This window comes from Actinoallomurus spadix, from assembly GCF_024055725.1.
Taxonomy (GTDB): Bacteria; Actinomycetota; Actinomycetes; order Streptosporangiales; family Streptosporangiaceae; genus Actinoallomurus; species Actinoallomurus spadix.
Genome location: NZ_JAMXMX010000009.1, coordinates 164,694 through 184,662 on the forward strand (window position 1 = coordinate 164,694; position 19,969 = coordinate 184,662).

Genomic DNA, 19,969 nt, shown 5'->3' on the forward strand with positions numbered 1-19,969 from the left:
CGCGATCAGACCTCGACGATCACCGGGATGATCATCGGGCGGCGGCCGAAGGTCTCGTTGACCCAGCGGCCCACCGCGCGGCGTACGAGCTGCCGGAGCTGGTGGATGTCGTTGATGCCGTCGGCGGCCGCGGTGTCCAGGACATCCTCGATGCGCGGGATGACCGGCTCGAAGCTGTCGATGCCGGCCCCACGCGCGTGGATCTCCGGGCCGCCGAGGGGCTTGCCGCTCTCGGAGTCGACCACGACGACGATGGAGACGAAGCCCTCGTCGCCGAGGATGCGGCGGTCCTTCAGCGACGTCTCGGTGATCTCACCGACCGACAGGCCGTCGACGTAGACGTACCCGGCGCGGACGGCTCCGGCGACCTGCGCCTTGCCGTCCACCAGGTCGACCACCACGCCGTCCTCGGCGATGATGATGTTCTCGTGGGGGACGCCGGTGAGCTCGGCCAGCCGGGCGTGCGCGCGCAGGTGACGCCACTCGCCGTGGACCGGCATGAAGTTGCTCGGCCGGGTCATGTTCAGGACGTACAGCAGCTCACCGGCCGGGGAGTGGCCGGAGACGTGCACGAGCGCGTTGCCCTTGTGCACGACCCGCGCGCCCCAGCGGGTGAGGCCGTTGATGACGCGGTTGACGGCGTTCTCGTTACCGGGGATGAGGGACGACGCGAGGATCACCGTGTCGCCCTCCTCGATCCGGATCTGGTGGTCCCGGTTGGCCATCCGCGACAGCGCCGACATCGGCTCGCCCTGTGAGCCGGTGCAGACCAGCACCACCTTGTCCGCGGGCAGGTTGTCGATCTCCTTCTGGTCGACCATGATCCCGCCGGGCACGTTGAGGTAGCCCAGGTCCCGGGCGACGCCCATGTTGCGCACCATCGACCGGCCGACGAGGCAGACCTTGCGGCCGCAGGCGTGCGCGGCGTCCAGGACCTGCTGGACACGGTGGACGTGCGAGGCGAAGCAGGCGACGATGACGCGCTTCTCCGCCACGCGGATCACGTCGCTCAGGACGACGCCGATGTCGCGCTCGCTGGTGACGAAGCCGGGGACCTCGGCGTTGGTGGAGTCCGACAGGAGAAGGTCGATGCCCTCGGCGCCGAGGCGGGCGAACCCGCCGAGGTCGGTGAGCCGGCCGTCCAGCGGCAACTGATCCATCTTGAAGTCGCCGGTGGCCAGGACCAGGCCCGCCGGCGTACGGATCGCGACCGCGAGGGCGTCGGGGATGGAGTGGTTGACCGAGAGGAACTCGCAGTCGAACGGTCCAAAGGACCGCTGGTCGCCCTCGGCGACGCGGACCAGGACCGGCTTGATGCGATGCTCGGCGAGCTTGGCCTCCAGCAGCGCGAGGGTCAGCCGCGAGCCCACGACGGGGATGTCCGGCCGCTCGCGCAGCAGGTACGGCACGGCGCCGATGTGGTCCTCGTGTCCGTGGGTGAGGACCACCGCGTCGACGTCGTCGAGACGGTCCCGGATGTAGTCGAAGTCCGGCAGGATCAGGTCGACGCCGGGCTGCTCGGTCTCGGGGAACAGCACGCCGCAGTCGACGATCAGCAACCGGCCGTCGTACTCGAAGACCGTCATGTTGCGGCCGATCTCGCCGAGGCCGCCGAGCGGCACGATGCGCAGGCCGCCCTGGACGAGCGGTCGCGGCGCACCGAGACCGGGATGCGGATGACTCATCGCCACGCCCCTTCGCGGGTTCGCACGGGGGCGTGGTCATGCGCGTTGGTCACGCGCCCTCCTACCTATTCAGCGGCTCGCCTCTCCGGCGATGCCTGGGGAACCTGTGGTCCGCTCACGGACCCTCCACGATCTTGACGCCGCCGGCGATGAGGTCCTCGCGCAGCGCGGCGGTGAACTCCGGCGTCGCGTCCACCAAGGGCGGGCGGACGGTGCCGCCGGGCAGCCCGAGCAGGGACAGCGCGGCCTTGGTGGCGATGACGCCCTGGGTGCGGGTCATGATGGCGGTGATGACGGGCACGAGCCTGCGGTGGATCTCCGTGGCGCGCCGGACGTCGCCGCCGAGGAACGCGTCGATCATCTCGCGCAGGTCGGCGCCGACGACGTGGCCGACCACGCTCACGAACCCGACGGCGCCGACCGACAGCCACGGCAGGTTCAGCGCGTCGTCACCGGAGTAGAAGGCCAGGTCCGTCTCGGTCATCAGCCTGGAGGCCCCGAACAGGTCGCCCTTCGCCTCCTTCACCGCGACGATGCGCGGGTGGCCGGCGAGCCGCAGCAGCGTCTCGGGCGCGATGGCCGTACCGGTACGGCCGGGGATGTCATAGAGCATCACCGGCAGGCCGGTCGCGTCGGCCACGGTGGCGAAGTGGCGCGCGAGTCCTTCCTGCGGCGGCTTGTTGTAGTACGGGGTGACGACCAGGAGGCCGTGGGCGCCGGCCTGCTCGGCCTGGCGCGCCAGGCGCAGCGTGTGCTCGGTGTGGTTCGTGCCGACGCCGGCGACGATCGTCGCGCGGTCGCCGACCGCCTCGAGGACCGTGCGCAGCAGGCGGTCGTCCTCCTCGTCGCTCGTCGTCGGCGACTCCCCCGTCGTCCCGCTGATGACGAGGCCGTCGTTGCGCTGCTCGTCCACCAGGTACGCGGCCAGACGCGCCGCCCCGTCGTAGTCGATGGTGCCGTCGGCGGCCATGGGGGTGACCATCGCGGTCAGCATCCGCCCGAAGGGCGCGGATTCGTCACGTCCCTGCGGCAGGGCGTTCGTGCTGGGTGCCATGTTCCGAACTTACCGGGCATCGGCGGTGGCCGGGAGCCGCGGGGACCTCCGTGTCGCCCCGCCCGGCCCTCGTCCCGGAGCGCGGGACGGCCCGTGCCGGCGGGCCCTCGGACCCGCCGGTACGGCCGTGACGAGGAAGACGCCGCCAGAACACGCTCGGGGGTACGCGTTCTGACGACGTCACCTTCAGCATCGGAATTCAGAAAACCGGCGTTACCGGAGAACCTTGACGGCCTCTCGTACGTTGGAGTGATTGGGACGGGGTTCCGCCGGGGTCTGGCGGGGCTGGCGGAGCTCCTCCCGGCGGAGGATGCGCGCCTCGGTGGCAGGGGTCTGGGGCTCTCCGCGCCGGTCACCCACCCGACCGGCGCACCGGCCACCGAGGCGCGCGCATCCGCGCCTTCGCCCGCCCGTCAGGCGTCCTGCCGGGCGTCGAGATGCTCACGCAGCTTCAGCTCGAGCTCTTCCCTGCTCGGCGCGCGCAGGCACTCGTTGCGGCGTACCGCCCACCAGTGCCCTGAACCCCCGAGCCCGAACCGCCAACCGGAGTAAACGGCCGTCAGCTGCTGCAGCTGAAGGGCCGTCCCCTGGACAGTGTCCTCCATGTGCATCTCTCCCGAACCTCCCACACCGCCAGCCGAGGCGATCCGCGCCACGGTCGCCGGAAATCCTTCCCCGCGTGAGGACGAATCGACCACATGGCCGCGAGCGGTCAGGAGGCCTGCGGGGAAGGTGCTTCACCTGCGAAGACGAGTCATTTAATCAGCTTTTGCGGCATGTATCGCAAGGGTCAGATTTAGTTGTCCGCCGGCGTCCCGCCCGCACTGACGGACGGTTGCCGCGCGCGTACGGTGGGAAGTGGCCGTACGTCCGCCTGCGCGTTCTCGCCCGGACAAGAGTCAGCGCGGTCCACCCGGGCGCCCGGCGCGCCTCCCCTCATCCGGGTCGGCGCGGTTCACCCAGCCACCCGGCGCGGTACGCCGCCCACTCCCGGTCGTCCGTCGTCCAGTCGGCGTAGATCGCGACTCCGTACGGCCGCCGGGGCGGGCGGCGCAGCCGCGCGACGCCCTGCCGCACACCGCGCAGCGCGGTGGGCAGGTCCTCGGCCCACGGGGTCGGCGACCGGTAGGTGGGCACCCCCATGAACACGGTCACGCGGTCCCCGATCAGCGAGAGCGTCCGCTCGGTGTGGTGGGCGAAGTGCCATCCGGCGAGCGCCCGGGTCGGCGCCTCCGAGTCGTACGTCATGATCGCCACCTGGTCGACGCGGTCCGCGACCGCCGTCAGGTACGCCGCCGTCGGGCGCGGCGGATAGTGGGCCGCCCCGCGCGGCAGCACGAGGCGGAACAGCGGCTCTGTCCGGTCGGTGAGCCCCGGCTGCTCCAGCGCGACCGACAGCAGCCGCCCGCGGGCCCGGGTGAGCTCCCGGGTGCGCGTCAGGAGGTCGAGGAAGTCCCGGTCACCGGGGTAGACCGGCTCGATGTCGTAGTGGATGCCGGCGAAGCCCGTGTCCAGGAGGGCGCGGTCGGTGTCCAGGATGTTCGCCCGCGTCGCCGCCGCGCGCAGGTTCAGGGGGCCGCCGCCGGAACGCTCGACCTGCCCGACGTACGCCTGGGCGCGCACGCCCGGCGCGAGCCGGCGCAGCGCCGCGAGCAGTTCTCCCGCGTGGGCGTACCGCGCCGGCGGGATCCTCCCGTCCCCGGTCAGCGGGCCGACGTGGAAGAAGACGTCGGTGATCCGGCCCCGGGCGAGGGTGCCGGCGAGCGCGCGATACTCGCCCTCGGTGTGCGCGTCCCCCGCCCACTGGTGCCGGGCCCACAGCGCGTTGGCGGTGCCGCCGTACACCGGCGGTTCCGGCTGCCAGCGGAACCAGGCGTACCCGAAGAAGATCACCGATGCGCCGAGCAGGGTCGCGCAGACCCACGCCACCGCGCGGACGAGTCGCCGCGTCATGCCCCTCCTTGATCAGGAGTTCGGACGCCCTGGACCGCCCGCGGGTTCGCCGAGGCGCGTGATCAGCGTTCGGCGGCGCCGGCCCGGCACGTACGGTCGGCGCCGGCCGAGGTCAGCTCGGCTCGGACCGCAGGCGGGCGAGCGTCTCCGGCGTCAGCCGCCGGGCCAGCGTCTCGAGCAGGGCGGTGACCTCGGCGACCTCCTCGGGTTCGTCGGTGCCGAGGGCGGCGGCGAGGGCGCCGTCGATGGTCGTCGCGCGGACCACCGACACCCGTTCGGACGCCTGGGGCGCCTGCCGGACGAGCATCCGCCGCCGGTCCCGGGGGTCGGGCTCCGTCACGACGGACCCGGCCTCGCGCAGGCGGGCGACGGAGCCTGAGACCTGGCTCTGCGGCAGGCCCGTGCGGGCGGCGATCTCGCCGATCGCGCTGCCGGGGTGCGCCAGGATGTCGCTCGCCACGATCAGGACCGTCCGGACGCTGGTCGAGTACTCCGGCAGCCCCTCGGTCGGCATGGCCTCTTCGCCGATCTTCATCAGCGTCCTGCCCAGCAGGAACAACTCAACTCCGTTCACCCGGCGAGAATACATCGGAAAAGATGCATCTATCTTGATACATCTGTTTCGATGGTTTACGGTCGTGATCATCGACCTGATCGAAGGAGCGCACATGAAGACCGCCACCTCCGCCGTTCCGGGAGCCACGCTGTACTACGAGATCCGCGGCGCCGGCCCGCTGCTGCTCGTCCTCCAGGGCGGCGACGGCGACGCGGGGCGCAACGCCGACCTCGTCCGCCGGCTCGCCGACGACTACACCGTGGTCACCTACGACCGCCGGGGGCTGTCCCGCAGCCGCCTCGACGACCCCGAGGCACCGGTGACGCTGGAGACCCACGCCGACGACGCCCACCGCCTCCTCGCCGAGCTCACCGACCGCCCGGCCCTGCTGTTCGGCTCCAGCTTCGGCGCCCTCGCCGGCCTCATGCTGGCGCGCCGCCACCCCGAGCAGGTCGACACGCTGGTGGCCCACGACCCGGCCACCGCCCGCCTCCTGGACGACGCCGGAGTGGCCCGGATCACCGGGGAGCTCGCCGACCTCGACGAGATCTACCGCCGCGACGGCGTCCTCGCCGCGCTGAAGCGCCTCGGCGAGATCGTCGCCGCCGACTTCACCGACCGCGAGCCCGACGCGGGCCTCCCCGAGCCGCCCGACGCCCAGCGCCTCGCCAACCTGGAGTTCTTCTTCTCCCGCGACGTCACCGCGATGGTCGAGGCACCGTTCTACCCGGCCGACGCCACCGCGCTGAAGGAGTCGCCGGTGCGGGTCGTCACGGCCGCCGGCCGCGCCTCCCGGCGCATCTGGAACTACGACTGCGCCCAGGCGCTGGCCGCCCTCCTCGGAACCGAGATCGTCGAGTTCCCCGGCGGCCACACCCTCTCCACCCACCCGAAGGCGTTCGCCGCCCGCCTCCACGAGGTCCTCACCGACCGCGGATGAGCGCTCCCGCGTACGGCGGCGGGCACGACGCTCGGTAAAAACTCGCGATCCCGTCCCTTTCGGCGCGGTTTGCCGCCTTCCGCGGGAACCTTTGCCGAGCGTTCCGGTGGGTTCGCCGTCAGCCCTTCCCGGCCGCGCCGTGCGGCACCGCCTCGGAGGCGCCCGCCGGGCGGGCCGGGGCGGCGGCGCGCGCGACACGGGCCCGCTGGGCGACGAGGACGCAGACCAGCACCCCGGCCGCCGCGGCGACCGTGCTCACACCGGCGGCCTCGCCGAGCAGCAGCCACGACCAGAGGAGGGTGAGCAGCGGCTGGGCGAGCTGCACCTGACTCGCCCGCGCCACCCCGGCCTTCGCGAGCCCGGCGTACCAGGCGAAGAACCCGAGGAACATCGACACACCCGACACGTACGCCAGACCGGCCACCACCGCGCCACTCCAGTGCGCCGTGGTCTCCGCGAACAGCACCACCGTGACCGGCACCGTGATCGGGGCCACGAGGACGAGCGCCCACGACACCACCTGCGGGCCGGGCATCTCACGGGCCAGCCGGCCGCCCTCGGCGTATCCCAGGCCGCAGGTCACCAGCGCGCCGAACAGCAGCGCGTCGGCGAGTGAGAAGCGCCCCACCCCGTTCCGGAGGGTGAACGCCACGACGAACGCCGCACCCGCCAGGCTCGCCGCCCAGAAGACGGGAGAGGGACGCTCACCCGCCCGCACGACGGCGAAGACGGCGGTCGCCACGGGGAGCAGGCCGACCACCACGGCGGCGTGGGACGAGGAGGACCCGTGGGCCAGGGCGAGCGTGGACAGGACCGGGAACCCGAACACGATGCCGAGGGCGACCACGGCCAGGGAGGCCCACTGACGTCCCCGTAGCCGCCGGGCCCGCATCAGCCGCAGCGCGACGGCGGCGAGGACCGCGGCGATCCCGGCCCGCCCGATGCCGATCAGGTACGGGTCGAGGCCGCGCAGGGCGAACTCGGTGGCCGGAAGCGTGAAGGAGAAGGCGAGGACGCCGAGCGCCGCGGCGCCGAACCCCGCGGGCAGCGCTACCGCGCTCCGGAGCGTAGCGTTATCCTGATTTCTCATGAACAACGATAGCAGTATCGCCGGTCTCGCCCAGGAGCTGCGGGCCGAGATCGCGAGACTGCGCCCTGGCGACCGGCTGCCCTCCAGCCGGTCGCTGATGAGCCGGCACCAGGTCAGCCCCGTCACCGTCGCCCGCGCGATCCGGCTGCTCGCCGCCGAGGGCCTCCTCGTCGCCCGGCCCGGCAGCGGCACGTACGTCGCCGAGCGGCCGCGGCCGGCACCGGCCGAGCCGGCGGATCTGGACTGGCAGGCGGTGGCCCTCGGCGACCGCACCGTCGACGCGGAGGGCGTGGTGGGTCTGCTCTCCCAGGCGCCCGAAGGAGTGATCGCGCTCAGCGGCGGCTATCTGGCGCCCGCCCTGCAGCCCGTACGGGCGCTGGCCGCGGCGGCCGCGCGGGCGGCCCGCCGGCCGGACGCGTGGGAGCGCCCGCCCCTCTGGGGCCTGCGCGACCTGCGCGAATGGTTCGCCCGTACGGCGGGCGGCGACGTCACCGCGGCCGACGTGACCATCACCAGCGGCGGGCAGAGCGCGATCGGCCTGATCCTGCGCGCCCTGCTGCCGCCCGGCGCCCCGCTCCTCGTCGAGTCGCCGACCTACCTCGGCGCGCTCGCCTCGGCACGCGCCGCCGGACTGCGGCCCGTGCCGGTGCCGATCGACGACCAGGGCCTGCGCACCGACCTGCTGGCCGACGCGTTCGCGGCGACGGGAGCGCGTGCGCTGTTCTGCCAGCCGACGTTCCACAACCCCACCGGCACGGTGCTGTCGCGCCCGCGCCGCGAGCAGGTCCTGGACGTCGCCCGCGCGGCGGGCGCGTTCGTGGTCGAGGACGACTACAGCCGTCACCTGGCGATCGACCCGCCTCCCCCGCCCCTCGTCGCCTCGGACCGGGACGGCCGGGTCGTGCACATCGCGTCACTCACCAAGATCACCGCGCCGAGCCTGCGGGTCGCCGCCGTGATCGCCCGGGGAGCCGTCGCCGAGCGCATCCGTTCGGCGCAGGTCGTCGAGTCGTTCTTCGTCGCCCGCCCGCTCCAGGAGACCGCCCTGGAGCTGGTCACCTCCTCCGCCTGGCCGCGCCACCTGCGCACCGTCGGAGAGGAGCTGCGCCGGCGGCGTGACGCGCTCACCACCGCGCTCGCGGCGGCCGGCCTGCGCCCCGCCGTCCGGCCGCACGGGGGCCTGCACCTGTGGGTCGGCCTGCCGGAGGGCGTCGACGACGTCGCGCTCGCCGAGGCCGCGCTGCGGGCCGGCGTCCTGGTCAGCCCCGGACGCCGGTACTTCCCGGCGGAATCGCCGAGGCCGCGCGTGCGGCTGAGCTACGGAACGGCGGCCGGCGAGACGGAACTCGCCGAAGGCGCCGCCCGCTTCGCCCGGATCCTGGCCGCGACGGCCCGCTAGAACCCGTCTCGACGCGGCGCTTCGAGACGGCCGTGGCGCCCGCCCACCACCGGTGATGGAAGTACGCTGGTGTCGAGACGGAGGGCGCGTGAGTCAGCGGAGTGAGCGAACCACGGGACCGGCGCCTCTGGTCGCTCCCCCGGCGAAGGAGGGCGCCTCGGCGCTGCTGCTGCGGGACTTCGTCAACACGTACGACGTCGACTGCGACATCGACGACTTCGGCGCGCCCTGTGACCTCGGCGACTGGCTGGTCGAGCGCGGGCTGGCGCCGTCCGGCGCCCGCGCGGACGACTCCGACCTGGCGCTGGCGGTGGCCCTCCGCGAAGGTCTCCGGGCCGCGATGCTCGGCCATCACGAGCCGGGCGCGGCGGGTCCGCCCGCCGACCTGGACCGGATCCTGGCCGCGCTCCCCCTGCGCGTGTCCCTGACCGGCCCGGCGCTGCTCCCCCTGGTGGGCGGCGTCCGCGGCGGGCTCGCGGCCATCGCGGCGGCGGTCATGCGGAGCGTCGCCGAGGGCGACTGGACCCGGCTGAAGGTCTGCCGTGAGACGACGTGCCGGTGGGCGTTCCTCGACACCTCGAAGAACCGCTCCCGCAGCTGGTGCTCGATGCGGATGTGCGGCAACCGCACGAAGACCCGTGCGTACCGCGCCCGCCGCCGCGCCGCCGCCACCGGCACCGGCACCGGCACCGGCACCTGACGCTTCGCGTACCGCCGGGGGTTCTGGTCGTCCACCCGACCAGGACCCCCGGCCGGGACCGAGGCTCAGTGGCGCGGGGACGATACGGTCGTCGCGTCGGAGAAGTGTGACAGGAGCGGGGGTCGAGGCACCGGTGGGCGTGGTGGGGGTGCGTGCGGCATATCCGGGAGACGTGGCCGCCGTCGCGGAGATCCAGGTACGGGCCTGGCGCGAGGGGTACCCCGGCGTCATCCCCGAGGCGGCGCTGGCCGAGATGACCGCCCCGGAGGCGGTCGCCCTGTGGCGGGATCGCTGGACGGAGGCCGTGGCCGCGCCGCCGAGCCCGCGGCACCGGCTCCTGGTCGCCGTGGACGAGGGCGTGATCACCGGGTTCGCCGCGCACGCCCCGGCCGGGGACCCCGATCAGGACCCGCAGACGACGGGCGAGCTGCTCACCCTGCTGGTCGACCCGGCTCACGGGCGCGCCGGGCACGGCAGCCGCCTGCTCGCCGCCACCGTCGACCACCTGCGCGAGGACGGCTGCACGACGGCCGTCGCCTGGGTGTTCGCCGCCGACGACGTCCTCCGGGGCTTCCTGTCCTCGGCGGGCTGGGCGCCGGACGGGGCGCACAGCAAGGTCGACATGGGCGAGCCGGTCGCGATGGTGCGCCTGCACACCGCCCTCGTCTGAGCGGAGCGCCGCCGCCCGGCCGGAGCCGGGCGGCCACACCCGCAGGCCGGCCCCGCGTCCAGGCCGACCCCGTGTCGCCGGGTCGGATGTCGCCACGATGAGGCAGGGCACCCGCCGACCGAGGCCGGCTCGCCGCGAAGCCCTACTCCGGGCGGTCGAGGGTCCAGTCGATCTCCGGCTCCCCGGCGTCGGCCAGGGCCTTGTTGACCGCGCTGAAGGGCCGGCTGCCGAGGAAGCCGCGAGGGTTCATCGGGCTGGGGTGCCCGGCCTCGAACACCACGTGCCGCGCGCCGGTGACCAGGTCGCGCTTCTTGCGGGCGTAGGCGCCCCAGAGCACGAACACGACCCGGTCGCTCTTGGCGTCCAGGGCCCGGATCACGGCGTCGGTGAACTCCTCCCAGCCCTTGCCCGCGTGGGAGCCCGCCTTTCCGGCGCGCACGGTCAGCACCGAGTTGAGCAGGAGCACGCCCCGCTCGGCCCACGGCGTGAGGTCCCCGGTCTTCGGGACGGGGACGCCGAGGTCGTCGTGGAGCTCCTTGAACACGTTGCGCAGGGACGGCGGGATCCGCACGCCCGGCCGCACGCTGAAACTGAGCCCGTGCGCCTGGCCCGCGCCGTGGTAGGGGTCCTGCCCGAGGATGAGCACCCGGGCGTCGTCGGGCGCGCACAGGCGGAAGGCGCTGAACAGGTCGGACTGCGGCGGGTAGACGGTGCCCGCGGCGTACTCCGCGGCCACGAAGTCGCTCAGCCGCCGGGTGGCGTCGGGGTCGAGCAGCGGCTCCACGCGCTCACGCCAGGCGTCGGGAAGGAGCTCCAGCAGGTCGAAGGACATGCGCGGCAACCTAACATCGCGCGCGGACAGATTCCGCCGCTCCGCTCCTTGCCGTGTTCACGCCATCCGCGGGTGCTCCCGCGGCGCGGGTCAGAGGCGTTCGGTGCCGGCGCCGGCCGGGCCGGCCAGGGCGTCGTCCTCCGACTGGAAGCGCTCCTCGGTGGCGAGGAGGAAGTCGCGGACGATCCGTTCGTCGGCCGGGGGCAGGTGGTCGAGCATCGGCTCCATCTCGCGGCCGGCCGCGTCCTGCGCCTGCCGGAGCTGACGGCGTCCGGTCTCGGTGAGCGCGAGGCGGACGAGGCGGCGGTCGGCGACGTCCCGGCGCCGTTCGATCCAGCCCGAGCGCTCGAGGTGGTCGACCGTGTGGTTGAGTGTCGAGGGGGCCACGCCGCAGCGCCTGGCGAGTTCGCGCTGGGTGAGCGCCGATCCCCGTTCGAGGGAGGCGAGGACGGCGAGGCCGTGGGGGGTCAGGCCGTAGCCGCCCATGAGCCGTTGCCAGTGCATGGCGACGAGGTGACCGGCGACGGCCAGCAGGCGGGACAGCGACATGCGTTCGAGGTCGGCCTCAGAGGTTCGCACGCCAGACATTCTCCGTGCCCAGGGCGTGGAGGGCCAGCGGGAGACCCGAGCCGTGAGGTCACCGTGAGGGGGCCCGGCGGAGGTCCGGGAGGGCGGGGGTAGGTTTGACGCCGAACGACTCACGATCGAACAGACCGCTCTGGAACCCTTCCATGACCTTGCGCTCGGCTCCTCCCCTGCCCGCGCCCTCGACCGGCTCGCCCGGACGGCGCCGCTGGCTGGGGATGGTGGTGATCAGCCTCGCGGTCTCGCTGATCATCGTCGACGCCACGATCGTCAACGTCATGCTGCCCCGGATCGTCGCCGAGCTGCGGTTGACGACGACCGGCGCGGAGTGGGTCACGTCGATCTACTCGCTGGTCTTCGCGGCGCTGCTGATCCCGTTCGGGCGGGCGGCCGACGCGTACGGCAGGCGCCGGATGATCCTGCTCGGCACCGGCGTGTTCGTCGTGGCGAGCGTGCTGGCGGCCCTGTCCGGCGGCGGGTCCGCGCTGGTCGGGGCACGGGCGCTGCAGGGGATCGGCGCGTCGATGATCCTGCCGGGGGCGCTGTCCACGGTGACGGCCGTCTTCACCGGCCGGGACCGCGCGGTCGCGTTCGGGATCTGGGGGTCGCTCATCGGCGGCATGGCCGCCCTGGGCCCGCTGCTCGGCGGCTGGCTCGCGACGTCGTACGGCTGGCGCTGGGCGTTCGGCGTGAACCTGCCGCTGGGCGCGCTGATCGTCGCGGGCGCGGCGCTCCTGGTGCCCGAGACGCGTGATCCGGCGGTGCGCCGCGTGGGCGACCTGCCGGGTACGGTCCTCAGCGCGGGCGGTCTCGCGACGATCGTGTTCGCCCTGATCGAGGGCCAGCGGTACGGCTGGTGGTCGGCCACCCACGCGTTCTCCGCGGGCCCGTTCCGCTGGCCGGACGCAGGCCTGTCGCCGATTCCGGTGGCGCTGGCCGCCGGGGTCGTGATGCTGGTCACGCTGGTCGTCGTGGAACGGGCGCGGGCGGCGGCGGGACGGCCGGTCGTCCTCGACCTGTCGCTGTTCCGCATCCCCGACTTCCGGCGCGGCAACGCGGCGGCCTCGCTGATCAGCGTCGGCGAGCTCGGGCTGATGTTCGTCCTGCCGCTCTTCCTCCAGGACGTGCACGGGAACTCCCCGCTCCAGGTGAGCGTCGCGATCCTGCCCCTCGCCGTCGGGACGTTCCTGGCCGGCGGGATGTCGGCGCGGCTGTCGCGCCGCCTGGGCGCCGCCCGGATGCTGCAGGCCGGGATGGCCCTCGAGGCGATCGCCGCCGCGCTGATCGGCCTGACCACGCGCGCCGACACCACCGGGTTCGACCTCGCCCCGTGGATGCTCCTCTACGGCCTCGGGCTGGGCCTGACCACCGGCCAGCTCGCCCGGATCGTGCTGCGCGACGTCCCGCCCGCCAGCACGGGTCTCGCCTCCGGCACCCAGTCGACGGCCCGTCAGGTCGGCTCGGCGCTGGGGATCGCGCTGATCGGCGCGGTGTTCGCCGTGGGGCTGAGTCACGCGATGACCACCCGGCTGCGCGAGGCGGGCCTGCCGGCCCGTCAGGGCGCGGCGTACGCCGAGCGGCTGCGCGACAGCGCCGGGACGTTCGCCCGCGACCTGCGCCGGGAGGATCCCCGGCTGTCCCGCGCGGCGAACGAGAGCCTCGCCGCGGCCACCGACCGCGCGGCCTTCGCCACCGCCGCGCTCCTGGCCGTCGGCCTGCTGCTGACCCTCCGGCTGCGGCCCGGCACGGGTCCGGAAGAATCACCCGCATGATCATCGGCTTCGAGGAAGGGCGATAGTGGCGACCCTCTCCCAGTGGGTCGCCGGCTCGCGGCCCCGGACCCTCCCCAACTCCATCGTCCCCGTCGCCGTCGGCACCGGCGTGGCGATCGGCTACGGCCACTTCGTGTGGTGGCGCGCGCTGCTGGCGCTGGTGGTCGCGCTGCTGCTGCAGATCGGCGTTAACTACGCCAACGACTACAGCGACGGCATCCGCGGGACCGACGAGGTCCGCGTCGGCCCGATGCGGCTGGTCGGCTCGAAGGTCGCGCCGCCGAAGCAGGTCCTGGCGGCTGCGCTCGGCTGCTTCCTGCTCGCCGCGGTGGCCGGTCTGGTCCTCGCGGCGGTGACAAGCTGGTGGCTGGTGCTGATCGGCGCGGTGGCGATCGCGGCCGCCTGGTTCTACACCGGGGGGTCCCGCCCGTACGGCTACCGGGCGCTGGGTGAGCTGTCGGTCTTCGTGTTCTTCGGCCTCGTCTCGGTGGTCGGCACGGCGTACGTGCAGTTGGAGAGCCTGCCGTGGGCGGCGTGGGTGGCGGCGGTGCCGGTGGGGCTGCTGTCCTGCTCGATGCTGGTCGTCAACAACCTGCGGGACATTCCCACGGACGCCGCGGCGGTCAAGCGCACGCTCGCGGTCGTGCTCGGCGACGGGCGTACGCGCCTGCTGTACACCGGGGCCTTCGTGGCGGCCTACCTGTGCGTGGTCGTCGTCGCGGTCTCCCGGCCGTGGGCGATGGTCACGCTGCTGTCCGCGCTGTGGGCGATCGCGCCGAGCCTCCGGGTGCTGCGGGGCGCGAAGGGCCCGGCGCTGATCGCGGTGCTGGGTGAGACCGGCCGCCTGCAGATCATCTTCGGCGCGCTCTTCACCCTGGGCCTCGCCCTGTAGCGGCTCGGCCTGTGATCCGGATCACACGACCGAACGGAATGATTGAAGTTTCAATCACCGTTGACATCCTCTGTCGGTGGAACGCCCACCCGACACGACGAAAGAGGAGTCATCGTGAGCGACCCGCTGAGCATCGACCCCACCGCTCAGGACATCCTGTTCCGCGAGGCCCGTACGGCGAACACCTTCACGGACGAGCCGGTGTCGGACGAGCAGATGCGCGCCATCTACGACCTCGTCAAATGGGCGCCCACGGCGATGAACACCCAGCCGCTGCGCGTCGTCCTGGTCCGGTCCCCGGAGGCCCGTGAGCGCCTCGTCGCGCACATGGCCGAGGGCAACAAGGCCAAGACCGCCACCGCGCCGCTGGTGGCGGTCCTCGCCGCCGACGGCGACTTCCACGAGCACCTGCCGACCGTCTTCCCGCACCGCCCCGGGGCCCGGGACGACCTGCACGGCGCGCCTGAGGCCCGCGCCAGGATGGCCGCCTTCAACGGCGCCATCCAGGTCGGCTACTTCATCATCGGCGTGCGCGCCGCCGGCCTGGCGGCCGGGCCGATGGCCGGCTTCGACGCCGAAGGGGTCGCCAAAGAGTTCTTCCCCGAGGGCGGCCACCAGGTCCTCGCGGTCGTCAACATCGGCAAGCCCGGCCCGGACGCCTGGTTCCCGCGCAACCCGCGCCTGGAGTACGACCAGGTGGTCACCACCGTCTGACGCCGCGATCACGAGGCCGGACGAGCCTTTCCCCTCGCATCCGATATCGGAAATCGCCTCAGTCGGTGGCATCCACGAGGGTTACACTGATCGGCGTGACGGCGTTCCGGATCAGTGAGGTCGCGTCCCTGCTCGGCGTCAGCGCCGACACGGTGCGCCGGTGGATCGACTCGGAGAGACTGCCGGCCCGGCGTGACGAGCAGGGCCACCGGATCGTCTCGGGAGCGGACCTGGCGGCCTTCGTCCGCTCCCCCGCCGACCGGGGCGGCACGGCGTCGTCCTCGGCGCGCAACCGGCTGCGCGGCATCGTCACCGAGGTCGTACGCGACGGCGTCATGGCACAGGTCGAGATCCAGGCCGGGCCGTTCCGCGTCGTCTCCCTCATGAGCCGGGAGGCGGCCGACGAGCTCGGCCTGGAGCCCGGCGTGGTCGCCGTGGGGGTCATCAAGTCCACCAACGTCGTCGTGGAGCTGCCCCAGTGAGAAGCCGCCGCACCGGGCTCCGGACCGCCTCGATCACCGCCCTCACGGCCGCGCTCGCGGCCGGCTGCGGCGACGTGAAGGAGGGACCCGGCGCGAAGGCCGCCACGCGGACGGTCGTGGTCTTCGCCGCGGCCTCCCTCACCGAGTCGTTCACCGCCCTGGGCAGGACGTTCGAGTCGGGTCATCCGGGCGCCCGGGTGAAGTTCAACTTCGGCGGCAGCTCGGCCCTCGCCCAGCAGATCGACCAGGGCGCCCCCGCGGACGTGTTCGCCGCGGCCAGCCCCGCGACGATGAAGCAGGTCACCGACGCGGGCCGGGCGTCGACGCCGCGCGTGTTCGCCCGCAACCGCCTGGAGATCGCGGTCCCGAAGAGCGCCTCCGCCACGGTCACATCGCTCAACGACCTGACGAACCCGAAGGTGAAGGTCGTGCTCTGCGCCCCGCAGGTGCCCTGCGGCGCGGCGGCGCTCAAGGCCCTCAAGTCCGCCGGGCTCACCGTGCGGCCGGTCTCTCAGGAGCAGGACGTCAAGGCCGCCCTCACGAAGGTCCGGCTGAACGAGGCGGACGCCGCCCTCGTCTACCGCACGGACGTCAAGGCCGCCGCCGGGCAGGTCCGGGGCGTCGACTTCCCCGAGGCGGCCCAGGCGGTCAACGACTACCCGATCGCCGCGCTCACCAAGGCGCCGCAGCCCGGCCTCGCCGGGGACTTCGTCCGGTCGGTGCTCTCCCCCCAGGGCCGGGCGACGCTGCGGCAGGCGGGATTCGAGCAGCCGTGAACCGGCGGGCGCCCTGGATGCTGGTCCTGCCCGCACTCATCGGGCTCGCCTTCCTCGTCCTCCCGCTCCTCGGCCTGCTGGTGCGCGCGCCGTGGTCCACGCTCGGCACGCGCCTGGCCCGGCCCGAGATCCTCGACGCGCTCCGGCTGTCACTGCTCAGCGCGACGCTCGCGACCCTGCTGTGCCTGCTCGTCGGAGTCCCGCTGGCCTGGGTGCTCGCGCGGGTCGACTTCCCCGGCCGGCGGCTGGTGCGCGCCCTCGTCACCGTGCCCCTCGTCCTCCCCCCGGTGGTCGGCGGCGTGGCGCTGCTCCTGGCGCTGGGCCGCAACGGCCTGGTGGGACGCTGGCTGGACCGCTGGTTCGGCCTGACGCTGCCCTTCACGACCGCGGGCGTGGTGCTGGCGGAGGCGTTCGTCGCCCTGCCGTTCCTCGTGATCAGCGTCGAGGGCGCGGTACGCGCCGCCGACCTGCGCTACGAGGACGCCGCCGCCACGCTCGGCGCCTCGCGGTGGACGACGTTCCGGCGCGTCACGCTGCCCTTGATCGCGCCCGGGGTCGGTGCCGGGGCGGTGCTGTGCTGGGCGCGGGCGCTCGGGGAGTTCGGCGCCACCATCACGTTCGCCGGCAACTTCCCCGGCCGTACCCAGACCATGCCCCTGGCCGTCTACCTCGCGCTGGAGAACGACCCGCAGGCCGCCATCGTGCTCAGCCTCGTCCTGCTGGCCGTCTCGGTCGTCGTGCTCGCCGGGCTACGGGGGCGATGGGTGTTGTGATCGACGCTCACCTGGTCGTACGGCGCGGGGCGTTCACGCTCGACCTGGCGCTCACCGCCGCGCCCGGCGAGGTCGTGGCGCTGCTGGGACCGAACGGTGCCGGGAAGACCACCGCGCTGCGCGCGCTCGCCGGCCTGACCCCGCTGTCGGAGGGCCACCTCCACGTCGACGGGGAGCCGTGGCACGACCGGCCCGCCGAGCGCCGCGCCGTCGGCGTCGTCTTCCAGGACCTTCTGCTCTTCCCGCACCTGTCCGCCCTGGAGAACGTCGCGTTCGGCCCGCGCTGCCAGGGGGTCCGGCGGAGGGAGGCCCGCCGGCTCGCCGCGGAGTGGCTGGACCGGGTCGGCCTCGCCGACCAGGCGGCCCGCCGGCCCCGCACGCTGTCCGGCGGGCAGGCGCAGCGCGTCGCGCTCGCCCGCGCACTGGCCGTACGGCCACGGCTGCTGCTGCTCGACGAGCCCCTGTCCGCGCTCGACGCGCACACCCGCCTGACCGTACGCGCCGGGTTGCGCCGCCACCTCGCCGCCTTCGACGGCGTCGCCGTCCTGGTCACGCACGACGCCCTCGACGCCATGGCGCTGGCCGACCGGCTCGTCGTCATCGAGGACGGCGCCGTCGTCCAGGAGGGGACGCCCGCCCACGTCGCCCGGCACCCGCGGACCGACTACGTCGCCCGGCTCGTCGGCCTGAACCTCTACCGGGGCACGGCCCGCGGCCACTCCGTCGCACTGCCCGGGGACACCGTCACCTTCAACGCCGCCGAGGCCCTCGACGGCGAGGTGTTCCTGGCCTTCCCCCCATCGGCGGTCGCGCTGTTCCGTACGCGCCCCGACGGCAGCCCGCGCAACCTCTGGGAGGCGACGGTCGGCGGCATCGAACCCCACGCGGACCAGATCCGGATCCACCTGGAGGGACCCGTGCCGGCCGCCGCCGACGTGACGCCCGCCGCACTCGCCGAACTTCGCCTCACCGAGGGCGACCGTGTCTGGGCGGCGGTGAAGGCCGCCGAGACCCATGCATATCCGGCCTGACGGCGACGCACGGATATCTGCGCCGACGGCGCGTTGTGCCGGGTAATGGCGGATGGGTCACCCTAAAGTAGCGCGCATGCCCCCCATGCCACGCGTCGCCGCGCTGGCCGCGGCCGCGCTGGCGCTGACCGGCTGCGGCATCGCCTCCGGCGACGAGCGGATCACGCTGAACGTCCTGGCCGCCTCGTCACTGACCGAGGCGTTCGAGGAGCTCGGCACGGCCTACCACGCGGCCGCCAGGAACACGACCGTACGGTTCGAGTTCGCGGGCTCGCAGGACCTGGCGATGGACGTCCAGGAGCGAGAGCCCGCCGACGTACTGGCGACCGCGGACCAGGCGTCCATGGACACCGTCGCGGACAAGGTCACCGGCCGGCGCGCCTTCGCCTACAACTCCATGACCATCGCCGTGGCGCCCGGCAACCCCCGGCACGTCCAGGGACTCTCCTCGCTCGCCGACCGCCGGCTCCGCGTCGTCGTGGGCGGCCCGATCGTCCCGGTGGGACGGTACGCCACCCAGGTCCTGGCCAAGGCGGGCGTCGCCGTACGGCCGCGGTCAGAGGAGGCGGACTCGCGTACCGTGCTCACCCGGGTCCGTACGGGCGCGGCCGACGCGGGCATCGTCTACGTGACCGACATGCGGTCGGCGGGCATCGCGGCGAGCAGCGTGCCGATCCCGGTCCAGCAGAACGTCACCGTGACCTACTTCGCCGCCGCGCTGCGCGCGAGCGCCCACGAGGAGGCGGCCAGGGCGTTCGTCTCCTGGCTCCGCTCCCCCACCGCAACCGCGATCCTGCGCAAGTACGGCTTCCCGACCCCCTGAGCAGCCGGGTCAGAACTCGAACTTCAGCCGCAGTTCCTCGGGGCGCCACTGCACGAGCACGGTCGTGGCGTCGTCGCCCAGCCGGCCGTGCTGGAAGTCGATCACGGCCCGGTTGAGGCGGCGCAACGTCTCCGGGGCCGGGATGCCGGCCGTGCTGTGGCGGATGACGAAGTCGCTGAGGCGCCGCACGCCGAACAGGCTGCCGTCGGCGGCCCGCGCCTCGACGACGCCGTCGGTGTAGAGCAGCAGCCGGTCACGCGGCTGGAGCTGCTCGGTATAGACGGGCGGGCTCTCGTCGAAGCTCGGTCCGTCCCCGTCGCTCACCAGGCCCAGGGGAAGCCGCGGCCGGTGGAAGAGCTCCTTGACGACCTTGTTCTCCCGGATCAGCAGCGGTGGCGGATGCCCGCACGGGACCCAGCGGAACAGGCCCGTCTCGATGTCGAGATCGCACAGCAGCGCGGTCGCGAACCGGGACCGGCCGAACTGGCTGGCGATCGCGTGGTCCGCGTACGTCACCATGTCGGCGAGGTCCCCGCCGCCGCGGCGGGTGTTGCGGCAACTGGCCAGCGCGACGCTCGCGATCAGCCCGGACGCGAGGTCGTGCCCGACCGCGTCCAGAATCGAGACGTGCAGATGGTCGCCGAGCAGCGAATAGTCGTAGGCGTCGCCGCCGACCCCGTACATCGGCCTGATCCCGCAGGCGACGAGAACCTCGTCGGTGGCGAACGTCGGGGGCGCCATGAACGCCCACACCATCTCCGCCTGCAACGCCATCCGCTGGCTCCGCCGGACCTGAGCGTGGATGTCGCTGTAGTGGGCCTTGCTGACGACCATGAGGCCCGCCAGCGACGCGAGCGCCCGGCACCAGTTCAGCGTCTCCTCGTCCACGTCCCCGACGACGAGTTCGAGCACTCCCAGCCGCTCACTGCCGTCCATCAGCGGCAACCACACGTGGTGGAGCGCGTCCTCGTCCACCGGACCGTACTGGATCTCGAGCGCCCGGTAGCTGCGCCCGGCGAGGGTCGAGTCGATCCGCAGCGCCGGCACGGCCCTGCCGTCCAGACGTGGCATCGACCGCAGGTAGTCCTGCTCGAGGTCGGCAAGGTAGACCGTGGCGTCCCGGACTCCCAGCGGACGCGCCTCCTCGAAGAGGATCTTCGCGACGAAGCCGGGCCGGAGCAGGTGCGCCCGGACCAGTATCCGCGAGAGGACCTCTCCCACCAGCCTGTCCATCTCGGAGAA

Annotated in this window: 21 protein-coding genes; 12 read left to right on the forward strand and 9 right to left on the reverse strand. The window is 73.4% G+C overall.

Annotation, left to right across the window (positions count from 1 at the left end; genetic code table 11):
- Nucleotides 1-5 precede the first annotated feature (5 nt).
- The 5 genes from NE235_RS15880 to NE235_RS15900 all read right to left on the reverse strand — a co-directional run bounded on the left by NE235_RS15880 (nt 6) and on the right by NE235_RS15900 (nt 5,266).
- A complete protein-coding gene (locus NE235_RS15880; RefSeq protein WP_252803466.1) occupies nt 6-1,685 on the reverse strand; it encodes a ribonuclease J in 1,680 nt (559 codons plus the stop codon).
- Between the two features lie 115 nt (nt 1,686-1,800).
- Complete coding sequence (dapA, locus tag NE235_RS15885) at nt 1,801-2,739, reverse strand: 4-hydroxy-tetrahydrodipicolinate synthase (protein WP_252803468.1); 939 nt, start codon at nt 2,737-2,739, stop codon at nt 1,801-1,803.
- 413 nt (nt 2,740-3,152) lie between these two features.
- Nucleotides 3,153-3,344 carry a hypothetical protein gene (locus tag NE235_RS15890; RefSeq protein WP_252803471.1) on the reverse strand — a complete coding sequence of 64 codons (192 nt, stop codon included), beginning with the start codon at nt 3,342-3,344 and terminating at the stop codon, nt 3,153-3,155.
- Nucleotides 3,345-3,675: 331 nt separating this feature from the next.
- Complete coding sequence (locus tag NE235_RS15895; RefSeq protein ID WP_252803473.1) at nt 3,676-4,692, reverse strand: glycoside hydrolase family 18 protein; 1,017 nt, start codon at nt 4,690-4,692, stop codon at nt 3,676-3,678.
- A gap of 112 nt (nt 4,693-4,804) precedes the next feature.
- Nucleotides 4,805-5,266, reverse strand: a complete 462-nt coding sequence (locus NE235_RS15900) for a MarR family winged helix-turn-helix transcriptional regulator (protein WP_252803475.1) — start codon at nt 5,264-5,266, stop codon at nt 4,805-4,807.
- 94 nt (nt 5,267-5,360) lie between these two features.
- Here NE235_RS15900 and NE235_RS15905 point away from each other — a divergent pair, with 94 nt between their 5' ends.
- Nucleotides 5,361-6,188: an alpha/beta fold hydrolase gene (locus tag NE235_RS15905; protein WP_252803477.1), complete on the forward strand. Its 828-nt coding sequence runs from the start codon at nt 5,361-5,363 to the stop codon at nt 6,186-6,188.
- Between the two features lie 118 nt (nt 6,189-6,306).
- Here the strand turns inward: NE235_RS15905 and NE235_RS15910 are convergent, their stop codons facing one another.
- On the reverse strand, nt 6,307-7,278 hold the full coding sequence (locus NE235_RS15910) for a DMT family transporter (protein ID WP_252803480.1): 972 nt from the start codon (nt 7,276-7,278) through the stop codon (nt 6,307-6,309).
- Between NE235_RS15910 and NE235_RS15915 the strand changes: the two genes are divergently transcribed.
- The 3 genes from NE235_RS15915 (at nt 7,277) to NE235_RS15925 (ending at nt 10,047) form a co-directional block, all read left to right on the forward strand.
- Entirely contained in the window at nt 7,277-8,677 is a 1,401-nt protein-coding gene (locus NE235_RS15915; protein ID WP_252803482.1) for an aminotransferase-like domain-containing protein, read from the forward strand. The genes NE235_RS15910 and NE235_RS15915 overlap by 2 nt on opposite strands.
- A gap of 88 nt (nt 8,678-8,765) precedes the next feature.
- Nucleotides 8,766-9,377: a CGNR zinc finger domain-containing protein gene (locus NE235_RS15920; protein ID WP_252803484.1), complete on the forward strand. Its 612-nt coding sequence runs from the start codon at nt 8,766-8,768 to the stop codon at nt 9,375-9,377.
- 172 nt (nt 9,378-9,549) lie between these two features.
- Nucleotides 9,550-10,047 carry a GNAT family N-acetyltransferase gene (locus NE235_RS15925; RefSeq protein WP_252803486.1) on the forward strand — a complete coding sequence of 166 codons (498 nt, stop codon included), beginning with the start codon at nt 9,550-9,552 and terminating at the stop codon, nt 10,045-10,047.
- 142 nt (nt 10,048-10,189) lie between these two features.
- On the opposite strand, the gene ung is transcribed toward NE235_RS15925, so the two are convergent.
- Together ung and NE235_RS15935 are read right to left on the reverse strand one after the other, a co-directional pair.
- On the reverse strand, nt 10,190-10,879 hold the full coding sequence (ung, locus tag NE235_RS15930; protein ID WP_252803488.1) for a uracil-DNA glycosylase: 690 nt from the start codon (nt 10,877-10,879) through the stop codon (nt 10,190-10,192).
- Between the two features lie 90 nt (nt 10,880-10,969).
- Complete coding sequence (locus NE235_RS15935) at nt 10,970-11,458, reverse strand: MarR family winged helix-turn-helix transcriptional regulator (protein ID WP_252803490.1); 489 nt, start codon at nt 11,456-11,458, stop codon at nt 10,970-10,972.
- Between the two features lie 152 nt (nt 11,459-11,610).
- Between NE235_RS15935 and NE235_RS15940 the strand changes: the two genes are divergently transcribed.
- From NE235_RS15940 to modA (NE235_RS15975), 8 genes are all read left to right on the forward strand, one after another.
- On the forward strand, nt 11,611-13,236 hold the full coding sequence (locus NE235_RS15940; RefSeq protein WP_252803492.1) for an MFS transporter: 1,626 nt from the start codon (nt 11,611-11,613) through the stop codon (nt 13,234-13,236).
- Nucleotides 13,237-13,261: 25 nt separating this feature from the next.
- Complete coding sequence (locus tag NE235_RS15945) at nt 13,262-14,128, forward strand: 1,4-dihydroxy-2-naphthoate polyprenyltransferase (RefSeq protein ID WP_252803494.1); 867 nt, start codon at nt 13,262-13,264, stop codon at nt 14,126-14,128.
- Between the two features lie 114 nt (nt 14,129-14,242).
- Nucleotides 14,243-14,842: a malonic semialdehyde reductase gene (locus NE235_RS15950; protein ID WP_252803496.1), complete on the forward strand. Its 600-nt coding sequence runs from the start codon at nt 14,243-14,245 to the stop codon at nt 14,840-14,842.
- A 95-nt stretch (nt 14,843-14,937) separates the two neighbouring features.
- Entirely contained in the window at nt 14,938-15,324 is a 387-nt protein-coding gene (locus NE235_RS15955; protein WP_252803498.1) for a TOBE domain-containing protein, read from the forward strand.
- On the forward strand, nt 15,321-16,100 hold the full coding sequence (gene modA, locus NE235_RS15960) for a molybdate ABC transporter substrate-binding protein (RefSeq protein WP_252803500.1): 780 nt from the start codon (nt 15,321-15,323) through the stop codon (nt 16,098-16,100). Before NE235_RS15955 ends, modA (NE235_RS15960) begins: the two co-directional genes overlap by 4 nt.
- A 17-nt stretch (nt 16,101-16,117) precedes the next feature.
- Entirely contained in the window at nt 16,118-16,873 is a 756-nt protein-coding gene (modB, locus tag NE235_RS15965) for a molybdate ABC transporter permease subunit (protein ID WP_252803744.1), read from the forward strand.
- Complete coding sequence (locus tag NE235_RS15970) at nt 16,861-17,904, forward strand: ABC transporter ATP-binding protein (protein ID WP_252803502.1); 1,044 nt, start codon at nt 16,861-16,863, stop codon at nt 17,902-17,904. Before modB ends, NE235_RS15970 begins: the two co-directional genes overlap by 13 nt.
- 76 nt (nt 17,905-17,980) lie before the next feature.
- Nucleotides 17,981-18,727, forward strand: a complete 747-nt coding sequence (modA, locus tag NE235_RS15975) for a molybdate ABC transporter substrate-binding protein (RefSeq protein WP_252803504.1) — start codon at nt 17,981-17,983, stop codon at nt 18,725-18,727.
- Nucleotides 18,728-18,736: 9 nt separating this feature from the next.
- Here modA (NE235_RS15975) and NE235_RS15980 read toward each other — a convergent pair whose 3' ends face one another.
- The gene (locus NE235_RS15980) at nt 18,737-19,960 is read right to left on the reverse strand and encodes a PP2C family protein-serine/threonine phosphatase (protein WP_252803506.1); all 1,224 of its coding nucleotides are present in this window, start codon (nt 19,958-19,960) and stop codon (nt 18,737-18,739) included.
- Nucleotides 19,961-19,969: the final 9 nt, after the last annotated feature.

Excerpts from the sequence above, each read along its gene's own strand:
- NE235_RS15980 (WP_252803506.1), bottom strand. The coding sequence starts at position 19,960 with ATGGACAGGCTGGTGGGAGAGGTCCTCTCGCGGATACTGGTCCGGGCG.
- NE235_RS15880 (WP_252803466.1), bottom strand. The coding sequence starts at position 1,685 with ATGAGTCATCCGCATCCCGGTCTCGGTGCGCCGCGACCGCTCGTCCAG.
- NE235_RS15895 (WP_252803473.1), bottom strand. The coding sequence starts at position 4,692 with ATGACGCGGCGACTCGTCCGCGCGGTGGCGTGGGTCTGCGCGACCCTG.
- NE235_RS15910 (WP_252803480.1), bottom strand. The coding sequence starts at position 7,278 with ATGAGAAATCAGGATAACGCTACGCTCCGGAGCGCGGTAGCGCTGCCC.
- dapA (WP_252803468.1), bottom strand. The coding sequence starts at position 2,739 with ATGGCACCCAGCACGAACGCCCTGCCGCAGGGACGTGACGAATCCGCG.
- ung (WP_252803488.1), bottom strand. The coding sequence starts at position 10,879 with ATGTCCTTCGACCTGCTGGAGCTCCTTCCCGACGCCTGGCGTGAGCGC.
- NE235_RS15970 (WP_252803502.1), top strand. The coding sequence starts at position 16,861 with ATGGGTGTTGTGATCGACGCTCACCTGGTCGTACGGCGCGGGGCGTTC.
- NE235_RS15890 (WP_252803471.1), bottom strand. The coding sequence starts at position 3,344 with ATGGAGGACACTGTCCAGGGGACGGCCCTTCAGCTGCAGCAGCTGACG.
- NE235_RS15905 (WP_252803477.1), top strand. The coding sequence starts at position 5,361 with ATGAAGACCGCCACCTCCGCCGTTCCGGGAGCCACGCTGTACTACGAG.
- NE235_RS15915 (WP_252803482.1), top strand. The coding sequence starts at position 7,277 with ATGAACAACGATAGCAGTATCGCCGGTCTCGCCCAGGAGCTGCGGGCC.
- modA (WP_252803504.1), top strand. The coding sequence starts at position 17,981 with ATGCCCCCCATGCCACGCGTCGCCGCGCTGGCCGCGGCCGCGCTGGCG.
- modB (WP_252803744.1), top strand. The coding sequence starts at position 16,118 with ATGCTGGTCCTGCCCGCACTCATCGGGCTCGCCTTCCTCGTCCTCCCG.
- NE235_RS15940 (WP_252803492.1), top strand. The coding sequence starts at position 11,611 with ATGACCTTGCGCTCGGCTCCTCCCCTGCCCGCGCCCTCGACCGGCTCG.